This is a genomic window from Mycoplana azooxidifex (genome assembly GCF_014196765.1).
Classification (GTDB): domain Bacteria; phylum Pseudomonadota; class Alphaproteobacteria; order Rhizobiales; family Rhizobiaceae; genus Mycoplana; species Mycoplana azooxidifex.
The window spans coordinates 1-21,060 of sequence record NZ_JACIEE010000008.1; the positions used below are offsets into that span (position 1 = coordinate 1).

General features: G+C 58.0%; 12 protein-coding genes and 1 pseudogene. 6 read left to right on the forward strand and 7 right to left on the reverse strand.

The window, feature by feature from the left end:
• Window positions 1–92: 92 nt before the first annotated feature.
• On the reverse strand, window positions 93–2,030 hold the full coding sequence (locus tag GGQ64_RS18835) for an AAA family ATPase (protein WP_183806873.1): 1,938 nt from the start codon (window positions 2,028–2,030) through the stop codon (window positions 93–95).
• A 22-nt stretch (window positions 2,031–2,052) separates the two neighbouring features.
• Between GGQ64_RS18835 and GGQ64_RS18840 the strand changes: the two are divergent.
• Window positions 2,053–2,571 (forward strand): annotated as a pseudogene (locus tag GGQ64_RS18840) (baseplate megatron protein TIM-barrel domain-containing protein); the annotation flags it as partial.
• A gap of 429 nt (window positions 2,572–3,000) precedes the next feature.
• Here the strand turns inward: GGQ64_RS18840 and GGQ64_RS18845 are convergent.
• Together GGQ64_RS18845 and GGQ64_RS18850 are read right to left on the reverse strand one after the other, a co-directional pair.
• The gene (locus GGQ64_RS18845; protein ID WP_183806875.1) at window positions 3,001–4,728 is read right to left on the reverse strand and encodes an AAA family ATPase; all 1,728 of its coding nucleotides are present in this window, start codon (window positions 4,726–4,728) and stop codon (window positions 3,001–3,003) included.
• Between the two features lie 262 nt (window positions 4,729–4,990).
• Window positions 4,991–5,608, reverse strand: coding sequence for a hypothetical protein (locus tag GGQ64_RS18850; RefSeq protein ID WP_183806876.1), 618 nt, complete (start codon window positions 5,606–5,608; stop codon window positions 4,991–4,993).
• Between the two features lie 924 nt (window positions 5,609–6,532).
• Between GGQ64_RS18850 and GGQ64_RS18855 the strand changes: the two genes are divergently transcribed.
• From GGQ64_RS18855 to GGQ64_RS18875, 5 genes are all read left to right on the forward strand, one after another.
• Window positions 6,533–6,727, forward strand: coding sequence for a hypothetical protein (locus tag GGQ64_RS18855; protein WP_183806877.1), 195 nt, complete (start codon window positions 6,533–6,535; stop codon window positions 6,725–6,727).
• A gap of 335 nt (window positions 6,728–7,062) precedes the next feature.
• The gene (locus tag GGQ64_RS18860) at window positions 7,063–7,809 is read left to right on the forward strand and encodes a hypothetical protein (protein ID WP_183806878.1); all 747 of its coding nucleotides are present in this window, start codon (window positions 7,063–7,065) and stop codon (window positions 7,807–7,809) included.
• On the forward strand, window positions 7,809–10,193 hold the full coding sequence (locus tag GGQ64_RS18865; RefSeq protein ID WP_183806879.1) for a DDE-type integrase/transposase/recombinase: 2,385 nt from the start codon (window positions 7,809–7,811) through the stop codon (window positions 10,191–10,193). Before GGQ64_RS18860 ends, GGQ64_RS18865 begins: the two co-directional genes overlap by 1 nt.
• Before the next feature lie 2 nt (window positions 10,194–10,195).
• Complete coding sequence (locus GGQ64_RS18870; RefSeq protein ID WP_183806880.1) at window positions 10,196–11,128, forward strand: AAA family ATPase; 933 nt, start codon at window positions 10,196–10,198, stop codon at window positions 11,126–11,128.
• Window positions 11,129–11,130: 2 nt separating this feature from the next.
• Window positions 11,131–13,278: a TniQ family protein gene (locus tag GGQ64_RS18875; protein ID WP_183806881.1), complete on the forward strand. Its 2,148-nt coding sequence runs from the start codon at window positions 11,131–11,133 to the stop codon at window positions 13,276–13,278.
• On the opposite strand, the gene GGQ64_RS18880 is transcribed toward GGQ64_RS18875, so the two are convergent.
• The 4 genes from GGQ64_RS18880 to GGQ64_RS18895 all read right to left on the reverse strand — a co-directional run bounded on the left by GGQ64_RS18880 (window position 13,275) and on the right by GGQ64_RS18895 (window position 21,015).
• On the reverse strand, window positions 13,275–17,312 hold the full coding sequence (locus GGQ64_RS18880; RefSeq protein WP_183806882.1) for a tetratricopeptide repeat protein: 4,038 nt from the start codon (window positions 17,310–17,312) through the stop codon (window positions 13,275–13,277). The genes GGQ64_RS18875 and GGQ64_RS18880 overlap by 4 nt on opposite strands.
• Before the next feature lie 336 nt (window positions 17,313–17,648).
• Window positions 17,649–19,571, reverse strand: coding sequence for a helix-hairpin-helix domain-containing protein (locus GGQ64_RS18885; RefSeq protein ID WP_343059517.1), 1,923 nt, complete (start codon window positions 19,569–19,571; stop codon window positions 17,649–17,651).
• Window positions 19,568–20,338 carry a PP2C family serine/threonine-protein phosphatase gene (locus GGQ64_RS18890; RefSeq protein WP_183806883.1) on the reverse strand — a complete coding sequence of 257 codons (771 nt, stop codon included), beginning with the start codon at window positions 20,336–20,338 and terminating at the stop codon, window positions 19,568–19,570. The genes GGQ64_RS18885 and GGQ64_RS18890 overlap by 4 nt, the downstream gene beginning before the upstream one ends.
• Window positions 20,335–21,015 (reverse strand): vWA domain-containing protein, encoded by a 681-nt coding sequence (locus tag GGQ64_RS18895; RefSeq protein ID WP_183806884.1) that lies wholly within the window; start codon window positions 21,013–21,015, stop codon window positions 20,335–20,337. The genes GGQ64_RS18890 and GGQ64_RS18895 overlap by 4 nt, the downstream gene beginning before the upstream one ends.
• Window positions 21,016–21,060 lie beyond the last annotated feature (45 nt).

A 21,060-nucleotide genomic window follows, 5' to 3' on the forward strand; every position in this document is an offset into this window, starting at 1 on the left:
TCGCGTTGCCACCGGTTGCTCACACCGCGCCAACTGGCGTATCAAAAAACGCCGAAACTCTAATCGCCTTTGGATGAAAGTTCAGTGGCAGGTCAGTAGTTCTCCAGAATGCGTCGGAGGGTGTTCTGGATCGTTAGATTGGACCGATTTTCGTCCCTGACTTCCTGCCACAACAACTCATAAGTCGTCTTCACTGGGTTGGTGGCGTGGCTGACCAGTTCCGAATGCCCTGTGCCTTTTCGGACAACCCAGAACGTCTCGAATGCCCGACGCTCTCCCGTCCGCTGGGGGTCGAAAGTCACTTCCTTATGGAAGTAAATATTGTGGGTCAAAACGAACACCTGCTTGATCGTGCTGGTCGGATCGCAAGCCCGCACGATGACCCTACGGATCAAGTTGCTGACGACAAACAGGATGTCGCTATCAAGGCTCGAAACGGGGTCGTCAAATACGATGATGCGATTGGACCTCGTACCCGACTCTGACATGCTTCCACTGATGCGGTGGTAGAAATAGAGGAAGGTGACGAACGTCTTTTCCCCCTCGCTCAGAGTCTCTCCCGCGTCCGAGCCGTCCGACCTGACTATCTTGTAGAAGACCTCATTCTCGCCCGCAGTAGCCAGCCTGAAGTTTCTAAATCCAAATGATGTGAGTAGCTGGTTTATCGCCGTGACCGTGGGTTGGACGCTGGTGACGGACTTCTCAAGCTCGCGCAGTTCCGTGACTTTTGTCCTTTGTTCAGCTGTTTTCGCTTCGATGCTCTGGCTTAGACCTTGTTGAGCCGAAACCAGATTTTGGCGTTGTCCGCGGTAGGTTGCTAGGAGAAGACAGTTTTCTTCGAGAATGTACCGCCAGACGTCCATTGCCAGCGCCGCGCGCTCGGTCGCGAGATTGTCTACGAGATCGTTGTGACGCCGAACGTCAATGTTTGCGGCGTCGACTGCGTCCTCGATTTCCTTGAGGATCGTCGCGACCGGCTCGAGCGTGACCGCAGCACTGGGTTCCTTCCTCTTCCTCTCGAGGTGCTGCGCATTGTGGCTTAATGACAATTGGAGAGTATCGTGCAATCGGGAAATTAGGGGAATGTCAAGGTGATCGGAACCTGAAGAGATCAAAGCTTCGACGTGTGTGAGGGCGGCATCTGAAAGTGCCGTGTACCTCTCGATTAGGCCACTGATCACGTCGATCTCCGCCTGGTATTGCTCATCGAAATACTCGTCAATCTTCTCGCGGAATGCGTGATCGGTATCTTGCTGACAGAACGGGCAGCGGTCGTCATGGAAATACTGAAGACCTGCCTTCACCCAATCGCTGTTGCGGAGCTTCTTGATCAAGGGACCGATATCTACGTCTTCCTTTCCGACGATTCTCTTGGCGAGAATCGGAGCTAATTCAATTTCCACCAAACGAGAACCATCGGGGGCTTGCAGAAGCGTCGCATGCGCTTTGGTCGGGCCGAACAGGGTCGTAGCCCGCTCGGAAAGCTCTGCTAGGTCTTTCAGCTCGGCCTGATTCTCGGAGTCTTCCTTGATCAGTCGCTCGGCGAACTTCTCTTTCGAATTCAGGACGCCCTGAAACGCTTCTTTGAAAACGTTCTCGTGCTTGAGTTTCGTTTTCCAGCCCTCTTCCCGAAAGCTGTTGTTGAGTTCGTCGAGTTCTGTGTTTTTAGTTTCAAGGACGGCACGCCTACGATTGATATCGTCTTGAAGCGTCGCAGCCTCATGTCTTGCGTTCTCGATCCTCGCGATAATCGCGGCGTCTTGCTGGCCAAGGGTGAAGATACCTCGCATCCGCGAGGTGAAATTATCCGCCACGAAGTCTCGGTTATAGACTAGGCACTCGAGAGCCAGATTTTGCGCCCATCGCACGCTGCAGGACTGATAGTTAGCCGGTGACGCGATCACCCGGGATATCGTCGTCTTCCCAGAGCCATTTGCACCATAGATGAAATTCACCTGCCGAAGTCCGACCAGGGTTTGCTGCGGTCCCACGTAGGTGGCGACGCCATGAATATCGATCTGTTCGAGCATACGGACTTCCCCAACTGCAGGCGAAGTCTACCGGCGGATGGTGCTGCACTATGCGCTGCTGGCGGAAGCCGCGGGCGGCGTCGACGGCTTCATCGTCGGCTCCGAACTACGGGGGCTGACGCAGGTGCGCGACGGGGCGGGCGCGTTTGCCTTCGTCGAGGCGCTGTGCGACCTCGCCACCGACGTTCGCCCGATCGTCGGGCCGCAGACGAAGCTGACCTACGGCGCCGACTGGAGCGAATACTTCGGCTACCATCCGGCGGACGGCAGCGGCGAGGTGCATTTCAACCTCGATCCCCTCTGGGCGTCCGAGGCGATCGATGCGATCGGCATCGACAACTACATGCCGCTCTCCGACTGGCGCGACGGCGATGCGATCACCGGCAATCCGGACGGCTTTCGCCTCGCAGACGACGCGGCGGCCATGCGCGGCCAGATCGCGGCCGGGGAGGGATACGACTGGTACTATGCGAGCCCGGCCGACCGGGCGGCAAGGCTGCGCTCGCCGATCACCGACGGCATGGCCGGGCGGGACTGGCTGCGGCCCGGCAACTACCCTTGTGAAAATGGCAACTGAACTTGGGAGAGATGCGAATAATACATTGCTCTGGCGCTATGTCAATTTTTTATATTTTGCAGAAAGCGCGGTTCGAACTCCAAAAATTGCCCATCATGGTCTCCTGAGTAGGGCTATCCAATTCGCCTTTGATTCGCGAGTTTTTGCGGCTCGTTGGGAGGGAGGAACAAAAAAACCGCCAGAAAGGCGGTTTTTTCACATCGGTTCAAAATAATTTTGGTACCGCGTTTTTTTGGTTTTTGGCGGGTTCTTGGCTATCATCCCGCTTGCTCTGCCCGATGAGACCTCGGCCGGCGTTAACTATTTTCCTGGGGTGGGCGTTTAAAAAGACGTGGTTACTACCTCAGCCATGAAGCACTGATTGGAATTTTTCTAAGTAAAATTGAAGTCGCTCTAATTAAAGACGTCGTTGGAGAGATCAATGGCGAGTTTTTTAATTGAGCGGTGTGATCCGAATACGATCTGGCGGACCTCGTCGCCAGTTAACGACTGTTGCCTGACCAAGGCGTCGGAGACCTTTCGCAAGACCCCGATGCGCTCGCTGAGCATTTTCTCCACTCGCTTGTACTGCGCCTTCAATCGAGCCTCGACGTCTTGCGCCAACCTCGGTCTTACATCCCGAAGGCGCTCAAGTTCGCCCGTCCGTTCGGCCGCCTGTGAGGAAATCATAGACCCGAAGCCCCATTTGACTTCCATCATTGTCGCCAGTTCGGTAGCCCGGACGAGGTCAGATTCCATATGACCGCCGGACCCGTTCGTATGTTCTCCGAAAACGAGTCTCTCTGCAGCCATGCCTGCCAGCAGTACCGCGATCTTGTTGTCGAAGAAGGTTGAAGTCCGTCTTTCGAACAAACGCTCTTCGAACAGGGTTCCGCCAAGGCTTTGCGTTCTGATCGCGCTCGACACCGTCTCGGAAATTGTTACTGACTGCAGTCGGTCCGCTTCCACCATGACACCCACAATCGCATGGCCGGCCTCGTGGACCGCGACCATTTTCAAGACGTCGAGCGGGATCGGATTCCTCTCCGGCATCGCGGCCATTAGGTCCGCCATAGTCAAAGGACGCTTACCGCGGCGCGCCACTCGACGGGCCGACCTTACACACTTGGCAATGTCCGCGCCCGACCAACCCTCGGACCATTTGGCGGGTTCGCCCAGGTCGGCATCCAGGAGGTCGATACCGAGATGAAATCTAAAGATATCAGCGCGGGTCACAGCGTCTGGCATTTTGATTTCGAACTGCCTCTCGAGCCGGCCCGGTCTCAATAGTGCCGGATCGATCAGCTCTGGGAAGTTGGTTGCCCCGACAACCACCACGCCTTCCAATTCCTGCGCGCCATCCACGCACTCCAGCAGGGCGTTGATGACTTGTCGTTGATAAGAGGCGTTGTCGCCCGACGCCGAAGCCCTGTCGCCGATACTGTCAAACTCATCGATGAAGAGGATCGTCGGCGATTCCTTCCTAGCCTCGTTGAATGAGCGTCTCATTGCCTTCAACATGTCGCCGAGATGACCGTGACTCTGCCACTGAGCAGCCGAGGTCGCGACAAACGCCGCGCCACAGGACTGCGCGAGAGCTGAGGCGAATTGTGTCTTCCCTGAACCTGGTTGCCCAGAAATCAAGACCCCGCGATCAATCGCGCTCCAGTCAAGTTTCCCCGTCTTCCAGTCGGCGAGGTCTTGCGCCAAGTCCATTCCCCATACCATCGCCTCGCCGTAGCCGGAGAGTTCTTCCAACCTCGGGCCAGCCGTTTCCGGTGTTGATGCGGACTGTTCGCCCGGAGTGTTCAGACGACGAAGTCTTCCGATAACCGCGTTCGCCGATCGACCAATCCGGAATGCCAACGACACCCTGCCGAGGTCCTGGGTTGCAAGGAATGCCGCATCTTCTCTGCTGATCCTCCCGAACCCCATACGCCAAGCGGCAATCATGAAGTCCGCGCCTGTCGGAGGAGGAATGGCGACGACGACGTCAGATGCTGCGATAAGTTCGTCCGTCACCAGGTCCTTGTGCTTCAACAGGACGATGGCTCGTTCGCAGTACCGAAGCTTGCCAAGCTGGGAAGCCGCATCCTCAACGGTGTCGATACTGATGACGTCGAAGCTGTTGGCGAAATCCAATTCATCCGCCGCCTTAGGTTTGTCCAAGACACGGAGGCCCGCGACACGAAAGGCTCCATGGTTGGCCTGGTCATCGAGTACGAGACTGGCGACGAAACGACGTGACCGCTTTAGCATCGGCCTGATTGCGCGTGAAATGATTGCGAGGGCTACGTGCGACGAGAGAGTGAGTTCATCATCGATACGTGCCCGACGGCGAGCTGCATATGAAGAGCTTTGCATTGTTGGACCTCGAGCAGAATTCAGGAACGGCGTGCAGCTGTCACCCAGCTATTCGCCGCACCGCCGTCCGAGGTCCGATAAGCTCGTCATCCAATTCCACTTGCACGAACTCCCGGAGGATCATCGAGGCAAGTCCCGCCATGGGTTTGACCTCTTGGAAAGCGCCGAGGCATTCGGCGACCGTGAGGGTGGTGTGCTCGTCAAGGGCCGCCAATAACCGAACACGATCGTTAAGGCCGACTTCGTAGTTGCCGTAGCGCAGGAGATCACGGGCGTTCTTCAGTCGAAAGCCCGAATAGACTTCGTTCGCCAAATAGCCCCGATATCCGCATCCCATTTTCTCGGCCGCTCGGGTAGCCACGAAGGCATCGCGGCGACGCGCACGGTCCGGCGCATCCACCACTTTTGGGTTGCCGAAGCGGTCTCTGATGATGAAGTCGAAAGGAGGTTCGTCGAGGTCCTCATCATCGACCGGCGTCGCGGAAGTCCAAGAAACAATGTCCGGATCAACGTCAAACAGGCAGGCGAGGTCTCGGGTAACTTGCGATCTGAAAGAGATGTTACCCTCCGCCTTCACAGTGGCCCGGGGATAGAAATCAGTGATGGCCCGAGCTAGCTGGGGAGCTACGATTCCATTCACGCGATATAAGGTTCCCATCGGATTACTCGCATTTGACATTGACGACGATCTGCGGCCCACCTTGGGCGGTAAGATCAACTTATTCGCCGAGCGATGTCTGTCTGGGTCCTGAGCATGGGGGCATTCGTACCGGGCTCGGGGAACTCACGTCAACGCGGGCGATCCATTTTCACACGCGGATACCTTTGGGAGCCGAGGCACCAGGAATTCCGGACTTCGCGAGGAAGACCCGGCTAGGACGCTCAAGACGCGCGTACGACCTTTTCGGGGCGACGTGTTAACCTTTTGGTCCGGCAGGCGGCCGCCAATCGTCAGGTTGCATCAAATCGTAAGGCCACTTTTACGCGCAGAGGCAGCCTTTGGGATATACGCTTTGTTAACCAGCTCCGGCTTCACTCGGCTTATCCGCTACTCTAGGCGGGTGCCGAAAAGGGGCGGCGAGACACCCGAAACAGGAGTAAATGATTGCGGCACCCGAAAATGAGAAAGGGGCCATCTTCAGAATGGCCCCTTTCTAGTCGGTGTGGCTGACCTCTCTGCAAATCGGTCGAGACACAAACAAAGACAGTTGGACGGTAATCCAGAACGGTTAGCGCCGCGTTAACGCGTGCAATCTGCGCGGCGTTGGCTGCTGACAATTTATCCGGGAGCCCGGTTGACTGCAGGTTGCGTTCTTCTTATGTTCCACCTCCATCGGAGCGAAGAACCTATACCGCCCGACCCGGAGAGACCACGATGACGAGAGTTTGGACAGCCCAGCACCGAATATGATCAGCGTTCGTTGATCCTAGTGGTGGCCGTGCGATCATCGTCGATCCCGACCTTCATATACTTGCAGTAATTCAGCGTACCCCGCCGAGTGCGGGTGCTTAGCCGCATGCCGGATTTCCGATTTCACTCATCCGCGACGGCCCTGCGCCCGCGGAACAGGAGACGTATGTCATGTTCGTACCCAAGGACGCCTTCAAACCTGCCGAAGAACTGTCCACCGACCTTTGGGCCAACTACGGCATCCCGGAGGTTCTTCTAGTTGATAATTCGGGCGGTCTCATCCGCGCGATGTTCGCAAACGGCGATGTCCGGCTCGAGACTGACCTTTGTCGCCGAGAGGAAGCGGAGGAGGACGTGTCCTGGTGAATAATTCCTCCGCCTGCGGTCGCGGACAGTCGTTGGCCCATCTCGCTCGGCCGCCGCCTTAGTCCGTCAGGCCCCAATTGCAACCATTTCAGTCCAACCAGCAGCGACGCACAGCGTCAGCGGCATAGGAGAGTCATTGTCATGAAAGCGGAAACAACTGGTCTTCCCACGACTCGGCAACTCGACATCGACAGCACGTCAGTTCTTGGGTGGCAGGTCACCGTCGCGATCGATCACGCTACGCGGTGCATTGTCGCCTGCCATGTGGGGAGGCCCAGCGAGAAGGACAGCATCGAGCGTTTCTTCGCGAGTCTCGAATGTACGAGGAGCGGTCGATGAGGACAGGCTTCGAACCCGACCACGTTCCCGTACACACAGTCCCTGCCGTGGTGCACAACGGGGCGATGCCCGTGAACGTACCGAGCTCCAAATGCCGGGGCACGTCGATCCGGGTCCGCCAGCCTCTTTCCGAGGATGCTGTCATTTTCTGGGAGACCGATCCTCGCGTCGAGGCGATCTCGCACTACCCCGTCGAAATCAAATGGTCTCGTACACGGCGAGACGGCTCGATCAAGGAAATGAAGCATAACATCGAGTTCGCCATCCGGTGGAAGGGTGGCAGACGCACCTACATCGATGTCGAAAAGGTCTCCCATCACGACGAAACATGGTTCCAGCTTCGGACGCAGGCCATGAAGTACCGGGTCCCGCGTCAACTCGACGCCATGTACACGGTGATCAGCGAGAAAGTGCTGCACGGCCGACCACTGCTCTACAATCGTCGGCACATTTACAGTCACCTCCATGTTCGCGACGAGCGTGCCAAGGCGCGCATTCGATGGCTGGTGACGGAGCTGACCCCTCCCATGACCATCGCCGCTCTGTCTGAAGCCGCAGTCCTCAGGCGGGTCGGATACCGGATGCTCGACCCTGGAGGTCGACCATTCACCGAGCCGCTTCGCGACGTTGATCGGGCCTACACCGCCATCATGCAACTCGCCGCCGCCGGAGAACTCCGGATCGATCAATGCCGCGAGATCACCGACCAATCCCTCGTTACCTGGAAGCAAAGGAGCATCTGATGTCCAGATTCGAACCCGCCGCCTCGTTTGTGAATTTCGAAGTTCTCCGCCCTGCCATGACGGCAAAGGAGTTGAAGATTCCCACCGACGACGGCCAGCACGCCGACGTACAGCCAATCGATCTCCAAAAGAACGAAGTCATCAGCATCCTCGGCGAGAAGAAGATCAACGCCGCCGCCTTCCAAGTCCGGTCGATCGACTACGATGAAATCCTCGGGCGAGTGTTCACGATTCAACATGTGAAGACCGACAACCAGACCCGGGTAACGGACTGGCAACTCGCGGTGCTGGAAAAAGCGGGACGTCTGGTCGTCAACGGGGAACAGAAACCAGGGCGGCGTCCGCCCCCCGACATGGGGCTAACTCCGGAGCAGACCGCTTCCGCGAACAGGATGCTGGATTACCTCAACGCCGTCCAGGAAGCCTCGGATAACGGCAACATCCGAATGACGGAAGCCAAGATCAGGGCGGCATTGGAGGACCATGCTCGCAAGACCGGCGATAAGCCGATCTGCGTGACCACATACAAAAAGTACCGCGACATCTACGAGGCCGCGCCGTTCGACCTGCTTTCTTCACTGGTGCCTCCGACCTCCAGCGGGAACACGACCAAGGCATACGGCGAGGCATTCGAGCGTCTTGTGACGAAGTGCGTCATGGCGACATGGAGCCAACCCAAGGGAAGTTATCGCACGCTCAAGCGGCTTGTGCGGAAGGAGCTCAAGAAACCGAGGTACGCGGAACTGCGCAAGCACGTCCTCACCCCCGCTGGTGAGCTGAAACCTCATAACAGTTGGTTTTCCCGAAGATTGGCGGCACCAGATGACTTCACCAAGGATGAATTGCGCCACGATGTCAAAGTAGCCCGCCGCAAAAACCCGATGACGACGCGACGTCCGCTGCCAGACGCCATTCTGGACGAGGTCGAGGCCGATTACACGACACTGAACATCTTCGTCATCGATGACAAGCGGCCACTGCTTTACGGCCGCCCCAAGATCATCCTGTTCAGGGATCGCAAATCGGGGGCCATCCTCGGTTTCTCGATCTTCTTCGGAAACCCGTCTTACGAGGCTTTCATTCACGGCCTGAGGCACGCGATCTACCCGAAGAACATGTCGAGGTACCCGGGCTTGTCGTGGCCGATGTACGGAAAGCCTCAAAGGCTGCTGATCGATAACGATCCCCATTTGCGCGCCGCCGACGTCAAGCACGCTTGCGATGTTCTCGGCATCAGGCTCGTACAGACGCGCCCAGGCGAGCCCAACACCAAGGGCGGCGTCGAGCGGATGATGTTGACCCTCGAGGACCTGGTCAACAACATCCGCGGTTCGGTCCAGCACAACCCGACGAGGCGCAAGGACTTCGAAGACAAGGAGGCAGGAAAGCCTATCCTGACGCTTTCCGAACTGGAGCACTTCATCACCGTCTTCATCTGCGCCGACTATCACGTAAACCCGCACATCGGCCTTGGCGCTACCAGGTTGATGCCTGGAATCCCCCAGGCCATCTGGAACGAGGACATCCGCAATGTGAAGGCGCGCAGGCCGATCAATCCTCAGACGTTCGTCCGACTTACGGGCAACCGCCGTGGCGACATCACGATCCAGGATGGCAAGGTTCGCTGGGACTGCATCACCTATTACAGCGAAGCGCTGCTCGTTCCCAGCTTCGACCATAGGCACAGGTCCGCCGTTCCAGGCGTCGATACCACCAAGTTTGTCGGCTACCGTGATCCCTCCGATCTCGGCCGCATGTGGCTCGTCGACCATTTCCATAGGACCGTGATCGAGGTTCCTGTCTGTGACGGAGACAGGGCGTACGCCAACGGCCTGCGTCTCTATCAGCACAACAAGGCCAAGAAGCACTTCAAGCGGAAGATGAAGCGCGCGGCCGAGAATACCGTCGAACTGATGGACGCTTTGAACGAACACATGGACGTGCTCGACAAAATGCACATGGAGCGCAAGAAGGCGGGCACCGCCCACGCGCTTGCTTCCTACCACCATGATCTCGTCGGCAGACGTGTCCACGGTGAGGTTGTGGAAATGCCCTACAGCGAAGACCTCGGCGACATGGAAATCGATTGGGACGACCCGTTCGAGGTCGAGCCGCTGGAAAGCGGGTCCGAAGCCGACGCGCCATCGGTGCCGCCTAAAACCCCTCGAGCCGAGGTCTCCTACTCCGACGGCAAGGCCCACACCAGCGACCCCGTGTCCCGCAAGGCGAAGGAAAAGACAACCACAAGCTCCAGCAAGACGGTCGCTGTCTCCAAGCCCGAGAAGAAACGCGGGGCCGCGAAATCCATCCATGCATCCCTCGACCTCGAACAGGGCGACCTCAAGGAAATGGTTCGCCGCCTCGAAAACAGCAGGAAGGGCTGAAAATGATCCACTTTCCCCAGTTTCACACCACCCCGTTCGACGAGATCACGAGGAAAGAGGTCTTCAAACTTGACGATGGCGAACGCCTCCGTTTCGTTCGAGACCTACTCTATCCCTACAACCGCTTTCTTGACGTCCAGGACGCCGTCTCGGAGTGGCACAAACCCGTTGGCGACGCTGGTCCGGCCGAGATCGGTGATTTGGGCCTGCTCCTCGGAGAGTCGGGGAATGGCAAGTCCTTCATGCTGAAGTCTTTCTATCAGAAGGCAATCACCCCACCAAAGGGCGACCGCATGCGGTTCCCTGTCATCTACATCGAGGTGCTGCCAGGGTGGAAGGCCGGCGGATTTGCACGCGCGCTGCTCGCAGCCACGGGCAAGTCCAATGGAACCAAAAGGCAGAACGTCGACCAATTGGCCGCCTCGGCGGTGGAGCGGCTACTGGAGTATGAGACCGTCTTCATCATCATCGATGACGCTCATTTCCTGTTTCACCAGAAGCGATACTACGACGAAAACTACAGCTTGTTGAAACAGATCGCGGACGCGCAGTTTGCCAACGTCCTGCTCGCTGGCCTTCCTCACCTGGAGGAGGTCGTCAAGGCAGAGTATCAGTTGGCGAGACGGACGGGCTTCCTCGAGCCCCTTCCTAAGTTCGATGCCGCAACGGAAGCCCGCCACTACCAGGCGTTTCTCGTGGGTGTCGATCAACGTCTGCCCTTCGCGAAGGAATCGGGCCTTGGCAATCCAGCGACAGTCGAGCGCCTTTTCCTTGGAAGCGGAGGCTCGGTGGGCCTGACAATGAGCGTCATCAAGCGGGCGGCCAGAACAGCCATCACGGCCAAAGCCGCATGCATCATGGATCATCACATCGCGGCCGCCGTCAAACACGTTCTCCTGTTCGACCAGGAAGCATTCCATGGGGAGGATGACTGACGATGTCTGACTTCGATCTGCGCCGACTACCCTTCATGCGTTGGGACCTCCCCTTCGAACGCGATGAAAGCCTGTTGGGCTGGTTCGCCAGGACCGTAGGCCAAAACGGTGATGAGAGCATTGCCGATTTCAATGCTGCCAATGATCTTAGCCTGTTCTCCTTGTCTCCAGAGCAGGCGCTGCGGAAGACGAAGCGCCTGCCGCTGTCTGACGAGGCTCTTCGGAGAATGGAATGGGCGACGCCGATCCGTAAAGGAGGACTGTTCGTTCTTTGCGGCGAGCGCGTCCGCCTTTCGGACGTTGCCATCACTCCTCCTCGCTGGTGCCCAGCTTGCATCTCCGAGAAGCCATATCGACGGGTCTGGTTCGATTTCCTCTCGCTGAAGTGTTGCCCGTACCATGGCGACGAAATCGTCGACCAGGATACCAAAGGCAACAAATTACCTTGGTACGCCACAGACTTCTCCCAAAACGCCGACGGCACGCCGCTCGGTCGGCCAGGAGCTGAAGGCCAACTCAAAGCAGGGACCTTCGCACACTATCTGCTTGGCAGGCTTGGCTTCGAAGAGAGGCTGCCTGCTCCAGTCCTGGACCGCTTCGATCTTTGCGACGTGTTGCCTGTTTGCGAAGTCCTGGGAAAGGAGGCGAAGATTGGAACCGAGATCAAACTGGAGGATGCCGAAGTCGGCTTCTCGATGATCCGCGGGACGCATGCGGAGCTTGCCGAGGCTCTTCGTCCGCTGGTCAGGCGCATTCCAGGCTTCGACGCAAGCACCACTATCAAGGAATGCTTTGGCAGGGCGTACGCGACTGCAGGCCAGACATTCAGCGCCGAGATGCGGACGGTGGTCGTGCGTGCGATGGAGGAGGCTGTATCGGCCGAGTTGCGTCCCACAGGAAGCATCATCGCCGAGCGGGATGTAAACTCGAGACGGGTCACGACGCAGGAGGTAGAGGACCGCTACGGAATTGACGCCAGTTCTGTCGCCCAGATCGCCAGGACTATTGGCGTGCATCGCTTCAAGAAGCGAAAACCTCTCATTGAGGCCGACATCCCGCCGATCCTAGATTTCGTCGCCAAGCTCGTCGATCGGCAAGTCGCGGCAGATCGCCTCAACATCAGTGAGCACGGGATGGACGCCCTGATCAGGGCAGGGTTCGTCCGGCGTTTTGTCAAACTCCGCGTCGGGGAGTATCTCGGGCCTCGCTTCCATGTCCCTGATCTGGACGACGTCCTGAGACAGCTCGACGCGCTTCCCGCAACGGGTAACGTGCTGACATCTAAGCCCTTCCATGCCTACGCCCTCGCCAAAACAGGACTTCAACATGGTGATCTTGCGGTGAAGGTTCTGAAAGGCGAGGTAAAGGTCGCGGGTCGCAAGCCTGACGTACACGGGTTCCGGGCCCTCGTTATCGATACGGGCAAGACGAACAAGCGCCCGCGCGTGACGGCCGATCCCACTTGGCTATCCCTCGCTAACGTCCAGGCTCTCCTGAATTTCCGCAAGGAGACGGTCTGGGAGATGATGAAGATGGGTATCCTCGTGCCGCAGGGCAATTACGTTCGTCTTCACGCGTTCAGGAGGGAAGACGTCGATGCCATTCAGCGGACATACACCCGTAGCACTGATATCTGTGGCGGCCTCGGGATCACCAAATACAGGCTTCGCGATCTCATGGCGGAAAAGGGCGTGACGCCACTCGTAAGATCGCATGCCCGGAGTTTTGTCGATACGATCTACAACAGGGCCGAGGTCATGGAGGCGTTGGACCTGACGGAAGACCCAGCGGTCGCATCGGACCCCAGGCTCATCGAATTCTGGGAACAGTTGAAAGCTGTCGCGAAAGCGCGGCTCCCCGCGCTCCTGTTTTCGGACCGACCGATGGCAGGCGGACAGACAGTCGGGATGACGACACGGCTCTCGGTGATGCCGATCAGCTATGATTTGAAGACTCGAACCGTTACTGCGGTAGTCGCTCCTGCAAGGGATGGCCCGGTCTTCATTTTCGACCTCGATGCCGCCGAGTGGACCGAAGGTCTCGACGAGCTGTTTTCGAAGCTGCTGGAACGCGAGGGCGAGTTCCTGAAGCGACGCTCCGACTACAACAAAGGGAAGAGGAGGTCGGACAGGCTCAAGCTGGCCCTCTAACGTTTGCGCCGCCTACGCTTTCGCTTGGAGATCAGAGGCGTTCTGCCAGCTGCTGCTGTGTGCGGGGAGGGGCCACCCGAAAGCACCGGGACACTTGGTCCTGGCAGTTCCCGAACGGAGGTTGTCTCCGCATTGCCTTTAACTCGAGCCAAGACTTCACGAAGGACGTAGCTTTTGATAGCTCGCCGTAGACCGTAAACCTGCCACGGATTGAGAAAGTGTCCCTTCATCCATTGATGAAGATATTCCCTGTCCGCAGGCGGCAGCCCATCGGTCAATCTTTCCATTGCCCAGTGCCACTTTTCGCCGGTTCGCCGAATCAGGTTACGCACGAGGATACTGATGGCCCGTTGACGCCTCAGCCGATCCATATCTCGATCCAACGCGGAAGCGATGATGAAATCCCTGACAACGCCAATGTGCGAACCGTAGTCAGCGTTGGCGTTGCCGATGTAGCGGGCCACAGCCTCCAATGTCCTCAATTCCCCGCTAGGGTCCTGTTCGACAACCGTCTTCAAGAGGCGTGCGTCCACGGCGACAGGAGAATGGCGTGCATATGCGAGGTTGATTACAGCTTCGGCATACCGTTCTTCACTAATCTCCCCGGTCTCACGGGCGTACAACAGCACTGCCTGTAACCAAGTGCTCTTCGCCTGCACGGTCTGCGCGGCAAACTGCCTGTAGGCCAGGTCGTCCGAAATGAGAATACGATCACCAGTGCAAAGAAATATCGCGTCCATCACCCGATCACCGCACTTCTCAAGGATCATATCCTCAAGAGCGGAAAGCTGGTTCGGGGCGATGGCAGGGACGACCGCACAGGACTTCTCGATTTTTTCGAGTTGTTGGCTGACATACTGGTTGCGGGCTTCTATCGCCTCTGGAGTATGTTCCTGACGATAGGTTTCCCCGTTGCGGTGGACCAACGTCATGGTTGGTGCTGTATGGAATTCATCGAAGCCGCGGAAAGCGAGAAGGTCGTCGCGCCCTGACTGAGGAATGTATATCGGGCCGAGAAGCGAGAAAATTAGGTCGAGAATGTCGAGCGTCGCAGCTGTCCAAGCGGCGTGGGCATCCATAACGACGCCACTGCGGCCCGACTTTGCGATGATCTCGAAGGCAGCAGTGCGTTCGTACTCAATTCCTTGGCAACAACGTACGTCGTACTCGGTGTCTCGAATTCCGAGAGCGAAGGCAATGGGGTTTTCGTTGAAAAGGCCGGCGGCCAGTTGGATCGGTAGACCAGATTTCACATGGAGGTTTATGGCCTTCTCGCCGCGTTCGCTGAGTAGGCGGACCTGCTCTATTACCGACGAAAGATCGTCGTCCTTTATAGAGACCGAAAACATCCCATGGGCATCTGGGAATTTCGTCTGAAAGTTCGCCAGAACGTCATGAAAGGCGTACAGGTATCGGTGCTTGATCTCGGCGATCGTCCAAGTGATGTCGTCGCCGAACTGCTGCGGCATGGTGATCGTGTCACCCGCCGCTTTGCCAGCCGCAGCAGCAACCAAAGGGTGGGTAAGGGCGAGATAACCGCCCTTGGGGTCGTTCGCACCTTCTTCGACTACGAACTCGAAATCCTTTTCCTGGCTACCCGACAGGCGTACCCACGTTCCGTTAGTTACCGTTGGAGCCGCGATCAGATCGCCGAAATTCTGCATCGAGAAGACGAGGATGGCGTATGCCACGTTGACTTCTGGATCATTCGGGTTCTCGCGGAGGACAGGGTAGGCGAAATCAAGGGCCTCTGCTTCACGGCCAGCCCGACGCATCTCATGAGCAATCGTCATCTTCTCGATGGGGGTGCCATCCAGTTCCTCGACGTTAAAGTGGTCGAGTAGGGCCGATATCTCCGGCTCGCGATTCTGACGCCGAAGGGCCATCACCGTCATGCCGAGGACCTGAAGGTCTGGAGCTACTGAGAGAGTTGACCTGAAAATCGCCTCCGCAGCGGGAAGGTCACCGCGGTTGAATTCCATCAACCCTTCCATGTAGCGATAGCGTGGAAGGGTGCGTATTTCGGAAGGCAGCGCCGTGAAAAAGTCGACGGCCCTCTGCTTTATTGGGCGTTCCTGCACCAGAGCCGACGACAGGGCGCGAAGTTCTTCTCCATCCTGATCCAAAGCAACGTGACCGTACATGAGGTTCGCAGCATCAGACCACAAGCCATGCTTGACCGCATACATGGCGGCCATCGTTCTGCTTGAAATGTGAGTGTCGTCTCGGATCAGTGACAGCGCATTCTTCCATGCCGTTTCGGCGAGGCTCGGGGAGCCTTTGGTGCCGCAGAACTGCGCGACGAGCACGCTTGACCGGACGTCACCCTCGACGTCAGCAACGATGCGGGTGAGCGCAGCCGCGCATTCGTTGCCTGGCGTCTTCCAAAGCTTTGCGAGCCTTACGGCGGTCTGGCATACCAATACCTCGGACTCCGGATATCGATCGTCGCTGGGATCGCGGTCAGCCAGTCGCCCCCAATCGCCCTTGGTGACGGCATTCTGTACGGTCAGCAGGTTCTTAACTTCGCCGTCGGCCATGCGCGGCAGAAGTTCCTCCAGCAAAGGGTCTCCTGCTTCCATCGCGGTGACGCTGGCGCGCAGAATGAATTCGTCGTCGATTTCGGACAGTGACAGCGCGTACTTCAGCGTGTCCATAGCGGAAACGAAGTCGCCCAACGCTCGATAGGCGAGGACTAGATTCCCGCAGAGCGCGATATCCGCTTCGTCGAAACGACCCTCGGCTTCCTTTTCGTGTTCCCACAGTTCACGGAGGACTCTTGCCACTTCCTCAAGCCTGGCCCTGTCCGCAAAGGTAACAGCGGCATGGCTCATCAGTCCGCTCTCGCCGATTACTTCGTCGAGTGTAGCTTCCGCACCGAGTTGGCGCGCACGGGCTTCCTTGGGGAACCGATCCGCGGCGTCCCATGACGTCGTTCGCCATGCGTTGTCGCGCCTCCCGCGCTGGTAGAGCGCAAGCGCGATCACTACGCCTTCCGTGTCACGGTCTTTTTCGGGCACCAGTGCTAGCGGGTCACCCTCGAATCCCCCGAACCTTGCCGCTTGAATCACATGTGAAGAGAGCATTGGGTCCGCCACCTGGCTCTCCAAGTTCTGGCGACCCATCTCGAGGACCTCATCAAAATTCTCCTGGAGAAGAAGGGCGAGGGCCTTGTTCGAGATAGCCTTCGGTTCACTGGGCGCGTGATCGTATGCTTCGAGAAGCCACTTGATTGCAGCTTCGTCATCCCCGAGGTTGAGATTGCATGCGCCGATGTTCGCCTTGATACGGAACAGTATGCGACCGCTGGCAGTGTCTCCCACTCGTTCCAACAATCGCATGAAATGCCCTAAGGCAGCTACCCGCTGCCCGCCGTTGTTGGCATCTCGGTAGCCATCGATCTCGGCATCCAGGTGCTTTTCCACGGCCAGCGCGATCTCGACGGTCGAGTCCACTGTACCTTTACCCATCTGAAGCAGCGAGACGATAGTCTGAACGCCCTCACGGGTTTCAGTAAGTATGGTCGTCTGTGTGTTGAGGGTCTCTTGCTGCTGGCGACCGAACACCCCGTAGCTTTCATCGAACGCCAGTAGTGTTTCCTGGTGTCGGCCGACCTCGTCGCTGATCGTGTTCCATCCCCATACAAGGAACCGGATGTCATTCCCCTGTTCCTGTTGCTCGACGCTAAGTTCGAGCGCAAGCCTCTGGAGCTTCGTGTCCGTCGGCGACGTCGTCAGGATATGGAATTCCTTGAGTTTCGGACGAAAACTCAAAGCCTCCTTGAACTCCTTCTTGACCTCCGCCTCCGTGAGTTCGGCATGCCCATCCTTGAGCTTGCACTGGATGCCGACACCCTTGCGGATGTCGCCATCCATAATGCCATGGATGTCTACGCCGTTCTGCCGTTGACCGTTCCTCCCCCAGCGCTGGAGGTTCCGGTCGTTCAACCTGTGTTCCCACCAGACGGCGCATCGGCGTTCGAAGTCTTGGAAATTGGCTGGCTTCGGAATCTGGGTACGGGTGATTGCGCTCATGAAGTCCCACAGGTGATTCACCCGCAGTCGGGCAAGTGATCATTGTGCCCGAAAGAAATGGCGGATGCCAACCGGAGTTCATCCTATGTTCCGCATGTCCACAAATAGGTTGCGCTGGATGGCCGGTGCATCGCTGGGGTGAGCCAATTCGTTGAAAGGGAGCGAGCTTTGAATCAGCATCGGTATCCTCTGGTCGGCGGCAATCAATCTATCAGTTTGCGTGATTTGTCCCTTGGTTGGGCTGCGACAACGGCCGTGATCAAATCGATGTTGCGCGGCGACGTGTATCCAGAACCCTTAAAAAACTTCATCAGGCTATTCCTCGAAGATACTGACTTAGATCGTCCTGCCGCTGTCTAGTTCTGCCTGCTTCATCCGTCGATGGGCTTCGACAAGGCCGGCGGGCGGGGTCGCCCGAAGCTTTGCCGCATCATCGAATATACGCTGGAGCTCACCAGGGGCCTTGAGCAAGTCACGCTCCAGTTCGGCACGCTGTTTGGCGATGTCGGTTTTGACGTCCCGGATCGCCTGCGGGTCGGTCGGGATGTTGGCGTTAAACACGAACTTGTATTCAACTGACTTCGACCAGGCTCTGAGTTTCTCCTGCATTGCGGGTCCGAACCCTGGAATGTTAGTGATACGTCTCGATTTAGCGTCCCATGCTGTCTCGATACCGTAGGAGGCGAGGGTGGCCTTACGGCCGGGGCCGATGCTCGGAACCTTCGCGCGGTCCAGCAGATGAGATTCCATGTGCTTCCGCATTTGGAGGTCACGCTTCTTTCGGTCGAGTTCCTCTAGCCTCTCCCGTTCGCGCTGGGGCAAGGCACCATGGTTCGCGGCAAGCTTCAGGAAGTGGGCCTTCCTTTCGTCGAAGTGCTCTGGGCCTGCATGCTTCTCCCACAACGCGCGCTGCTGATGCCATGCCGCCGTACTCAACTTCAACTCCGCCGCAAACGGGTTGATTTCATTCTTGACGTTGAAGAAGTAGATGAGGGCACCGATCGCGAGAACGAGACCGATCACTGGTTGGACGGCGAACGTGACAAACGCGCCCACGGCCGCTGCGATCAACGCGCCTGTCATGTTAATGCCACGACTGCTTCTCTTTGACCGTGCGGCTGCCGACACCTTTAGGTCGCGAACGGGCGGCATGATGTTTTCGGCATTGGGCGGGGGTGGAGGCGAGTTCATTCGCCCGATATGGGCGATGACCTGACCGATGTTCGCCATCGACGACGGCGTCGGCGTAACAAGCTGGGCGGTAAAGAGGGATCGCCCTATCCCTGCCTCCAGTTTGCACCAGGGACATCTGCCCTTGAACTTGTGATAGTGATGGGAGCGATCGATTTCGCAGGTAATGAGGTTGGACTGCAGGCGGTCGATGATCCCCACCCAATCGACTGCCGAAGGTCTCCCGCCTGTCTCGGTGCTTCTGGAAAACGCACGTTCGAAAGCGTTTTTGACCTCGTCGCCATAGTCGTTCAGTGCCGTAACGTGTGGAGGCGGCTCCATCTGGGTTTCCGTGCGCCTGTCACTGTAGGCGAACCGCCTCTGTGCGATGGCGGTCTTGATGTCCATGTCACCGCCACCGAGATAGCGCCCGGCGTAGGGATGTCTGCCGAGGAAGAGGAGCTGAAATAGCAGGACGGCCAGTCCGAAGGCGTCGTGGTTCGCCGTACGATCTGTCTTCTCGAAGGATACGCCTTGAAGTTCGGCGGGCGTGTATTCGGCGACGCCGACAAGAGAGCGGAATGTCTGGCCGCCGTTCCGAAACTGGAAGGAATCACTGTCAATCAGGGTTACGAGGGCCTGTGTCGAGACGAGGATACCCGAGTGATTAATGTCGCCAACCACGCATCCTGACCGATGGATGCTAGCTATCGCGCTAGAGAGGTTGTAGGCAGCTCGGACGAGGAAGCGGACGTCCGCGGTAGGGAACTCCACGCGGCGGCTACCCGGGCCGTACAGATCGTGGACCGTCTTGAAGCCCGCGACCTTCTTCATCGTGAAGCCCGCAAACTTACCATTTTGGCGGTTCACGACCTCCAACGGGAACGCGACGTGGTCTGAGGTGCGCGACAGGCCAGCCGAAACCATGGCCATGATCTTCTCGCGGCGCTCGGGGGCTTTCCCGTCGTTGTAGATTTTGACGGCTATATCCGGATTTCCGGCGGCGTTGTAGACAGCGCCTTCGCCGCCCTTTCCAAGCAATGGTCCGAGGCTGACCTTCTTTCCACCGATGACGAAGGTTTCACTCACATGCGGGCTCCGAGGATTAGTGTCTTGTCGTCGTCCGTCCGCTCGCAGACTGCCGGACTGGATAGGTAGCTCTGGAGCGCCTTGGACAGCTCGATGTCCCTGCCGGGGTTGGTGAGAGCCGTGATTGGCTTCAGCATCCTGTTGAAGAACGGCGCATGTGGAGTGCGGTTGGCAAAATCGAGGACCATCCTCTCGATGCCGTCCGAAAAGATAGCTAGCGCGGCGACCGGCGCGTCTACGACCACAAAGTCCAGCCGTGGCTGAGGGTCATCCGTGACGAAGCTCGTTGTCGAAGCGTATTCCCCCTGATAGGGCCATGACGGAACAGTCCATTCGTCCGAACCGACAGCGTTGATGGCTACCGCACCGTCACCCACGTGGATGATCGTCGCGCCGCTGTCATCGGCAAGGATTGCCACGATCGTGGCGGCGAAGTCCCTCGGGCGTATACCCACCCGTTCGGCTTCGAAGTTGATCCGATCGCGAACAGCGTCGAGCCATTCCCATGCCGTCTCTTCCTGGACGGACGAGCGCGGCAAGTGGCGCAGGAACGCCCGTGCCATTCGCACCAGTGTCGTCGAGGCGATCTTCGAGCCGACGTCGGCATGCGCGGCGCTACCAGCGCCGTCTGACACCACACCAATGAAGACGGGGCCGACAGGGCTGTCGACCTCGTTGGCGCAACCATAATCCTGACAGGGTGATCCTGTCCTTTCGTGCGAGGTGCCCTTCGATCTAGCGCCCGCCCAACGCCATGCCTGCGTCATGCAATCGATGCCCACCCGTCCGGGGTTGCAGGGTTTGCCAACGGAACGGCGTCGCCGGGGTTGGACTGGGACACCGAGCTCAACGAGCTGGATAACCAGCTGAACAGATCGCGGAAGCGTAGTTCCTTGAGGACCAAGGGCTGACGGACGCTGATCTGGGACAGGACGTCGAAGTTCGCTCCGTCAACGCCAACCGCGAAGAAGCTGAAGGCCTTTTCTGCCTCTCCGGCCTTAACCGCCTGTGCGGCAGCCTGCCAACTGTCGGTAGGACCGCCGTCGGTTATCAGGAAAATCCATGGGCGATAGTACGAAATGCCGTTCTGCCGATAGGAATTCTTGCGTTCTCGCAGCATCTGGAGGCCTTGCTCGATCGCGCGCCCCATGGGTGTGTCGCCCTGGTCATGAAGTTCAGGTGCGACCCAGCTCTGGACGCCTGTAAAGTCATTCACCACGTTGACAGGACCGAATGTCACGATCCCCACCTCGACGCGCTTGGCCGCCAGGGAGTCAGCGAAGAGTTCGTCTCGGAATTGCACCAGACCCTCGTTCAGTTCCCTGATAGGTTTTCCGCGCATTGAACCGGATACGTCCAGAAGCAGGAGGCACGGGCAACGTGGTTCGGGATTGTCGATGAATTCTGCGCCGTCAAAAGGCTGTTGTTCGAAAGGATTGCTCATGAGGACTCCAAATATCGTTGGGCAATTCTTGATTGTGTGTATTCG

Excerpts from the sequence above, each read along its gene's own strand:
- GGQ64_RS18870 (WP_183806880.1), top strand. The coding sequence starts at position 10,196 with ATGATCCACTTTCCCCAGTTTCACACCACCCCGTTCGACGAGATCACG.
- GGQ64_RS18880 (WP_183806882.1), bottom strand. The coding sequence starts at position 17,312 with ATGAGCGCAATCACCCGTACCCAGATTCCGAAGCCAGCCAATTTCCAA.
- GGQ64_RS18855 (WP_183806877.1), top strand. The coding sequence starts at position 6,533 with ATGTTCGTACCCAAGGACGCCTTCAAACCTGCCGAAGAACTGTCCACC.
- GGQ64_RS18865 (WP_183806879.1), top strand. The coding sequence starts at position 7,809 with ATGTCCAGATTCGAACCCGCCGCCTCGTTTGTGAATTTCGAAGTTCTC.
- GGQ64_RS18890 (WP_183806883.1), bottom strand. The coding sequence starts at position 20,338 with ATGACGCAGGCATGGCGTTGGGCGGGCGCTAGATCGAAGGGCACCTCG.
- GGQ64_RS18860 (WP_183806878.1), top strand. The coding sequence starts at position 7,063 with ATGAGGACAGGCTTCGAACCCGACCACGTTCCCGTACACACAGTCCCT.
- GGQ64_RS18835 (WP_183806873.1), bottom strand. The coding sequence starts at position 2,030 with ATGCTCGAACAGATCGATATTCATGGCGTCGCCACCTACGTGGGACCG.
- GGQ64_RS18875 (WP_183806881.1), top strand. The coding sequence starts at position 11,131 with ATGTCTGACTTCGATCTGCGCCGACTACCCTTCATGCGTTGGGACCTC.
- GGQ64_RS18850 (WP_183806876.1), bottom strand. The coding sequence starts at position 5,608 with ATGGGAACCTTATATCGCGTGAATGGAATCGTAGCTCCCCAGCTAGCT.
- GGQ64_RS18895 (WP_183806884.1), bottom strand. The coding sequence starts at position 21,015 with ATGAGCAATCCTTTCGAACAACAGCCTTTTGACGGCGCAGAATTCATC.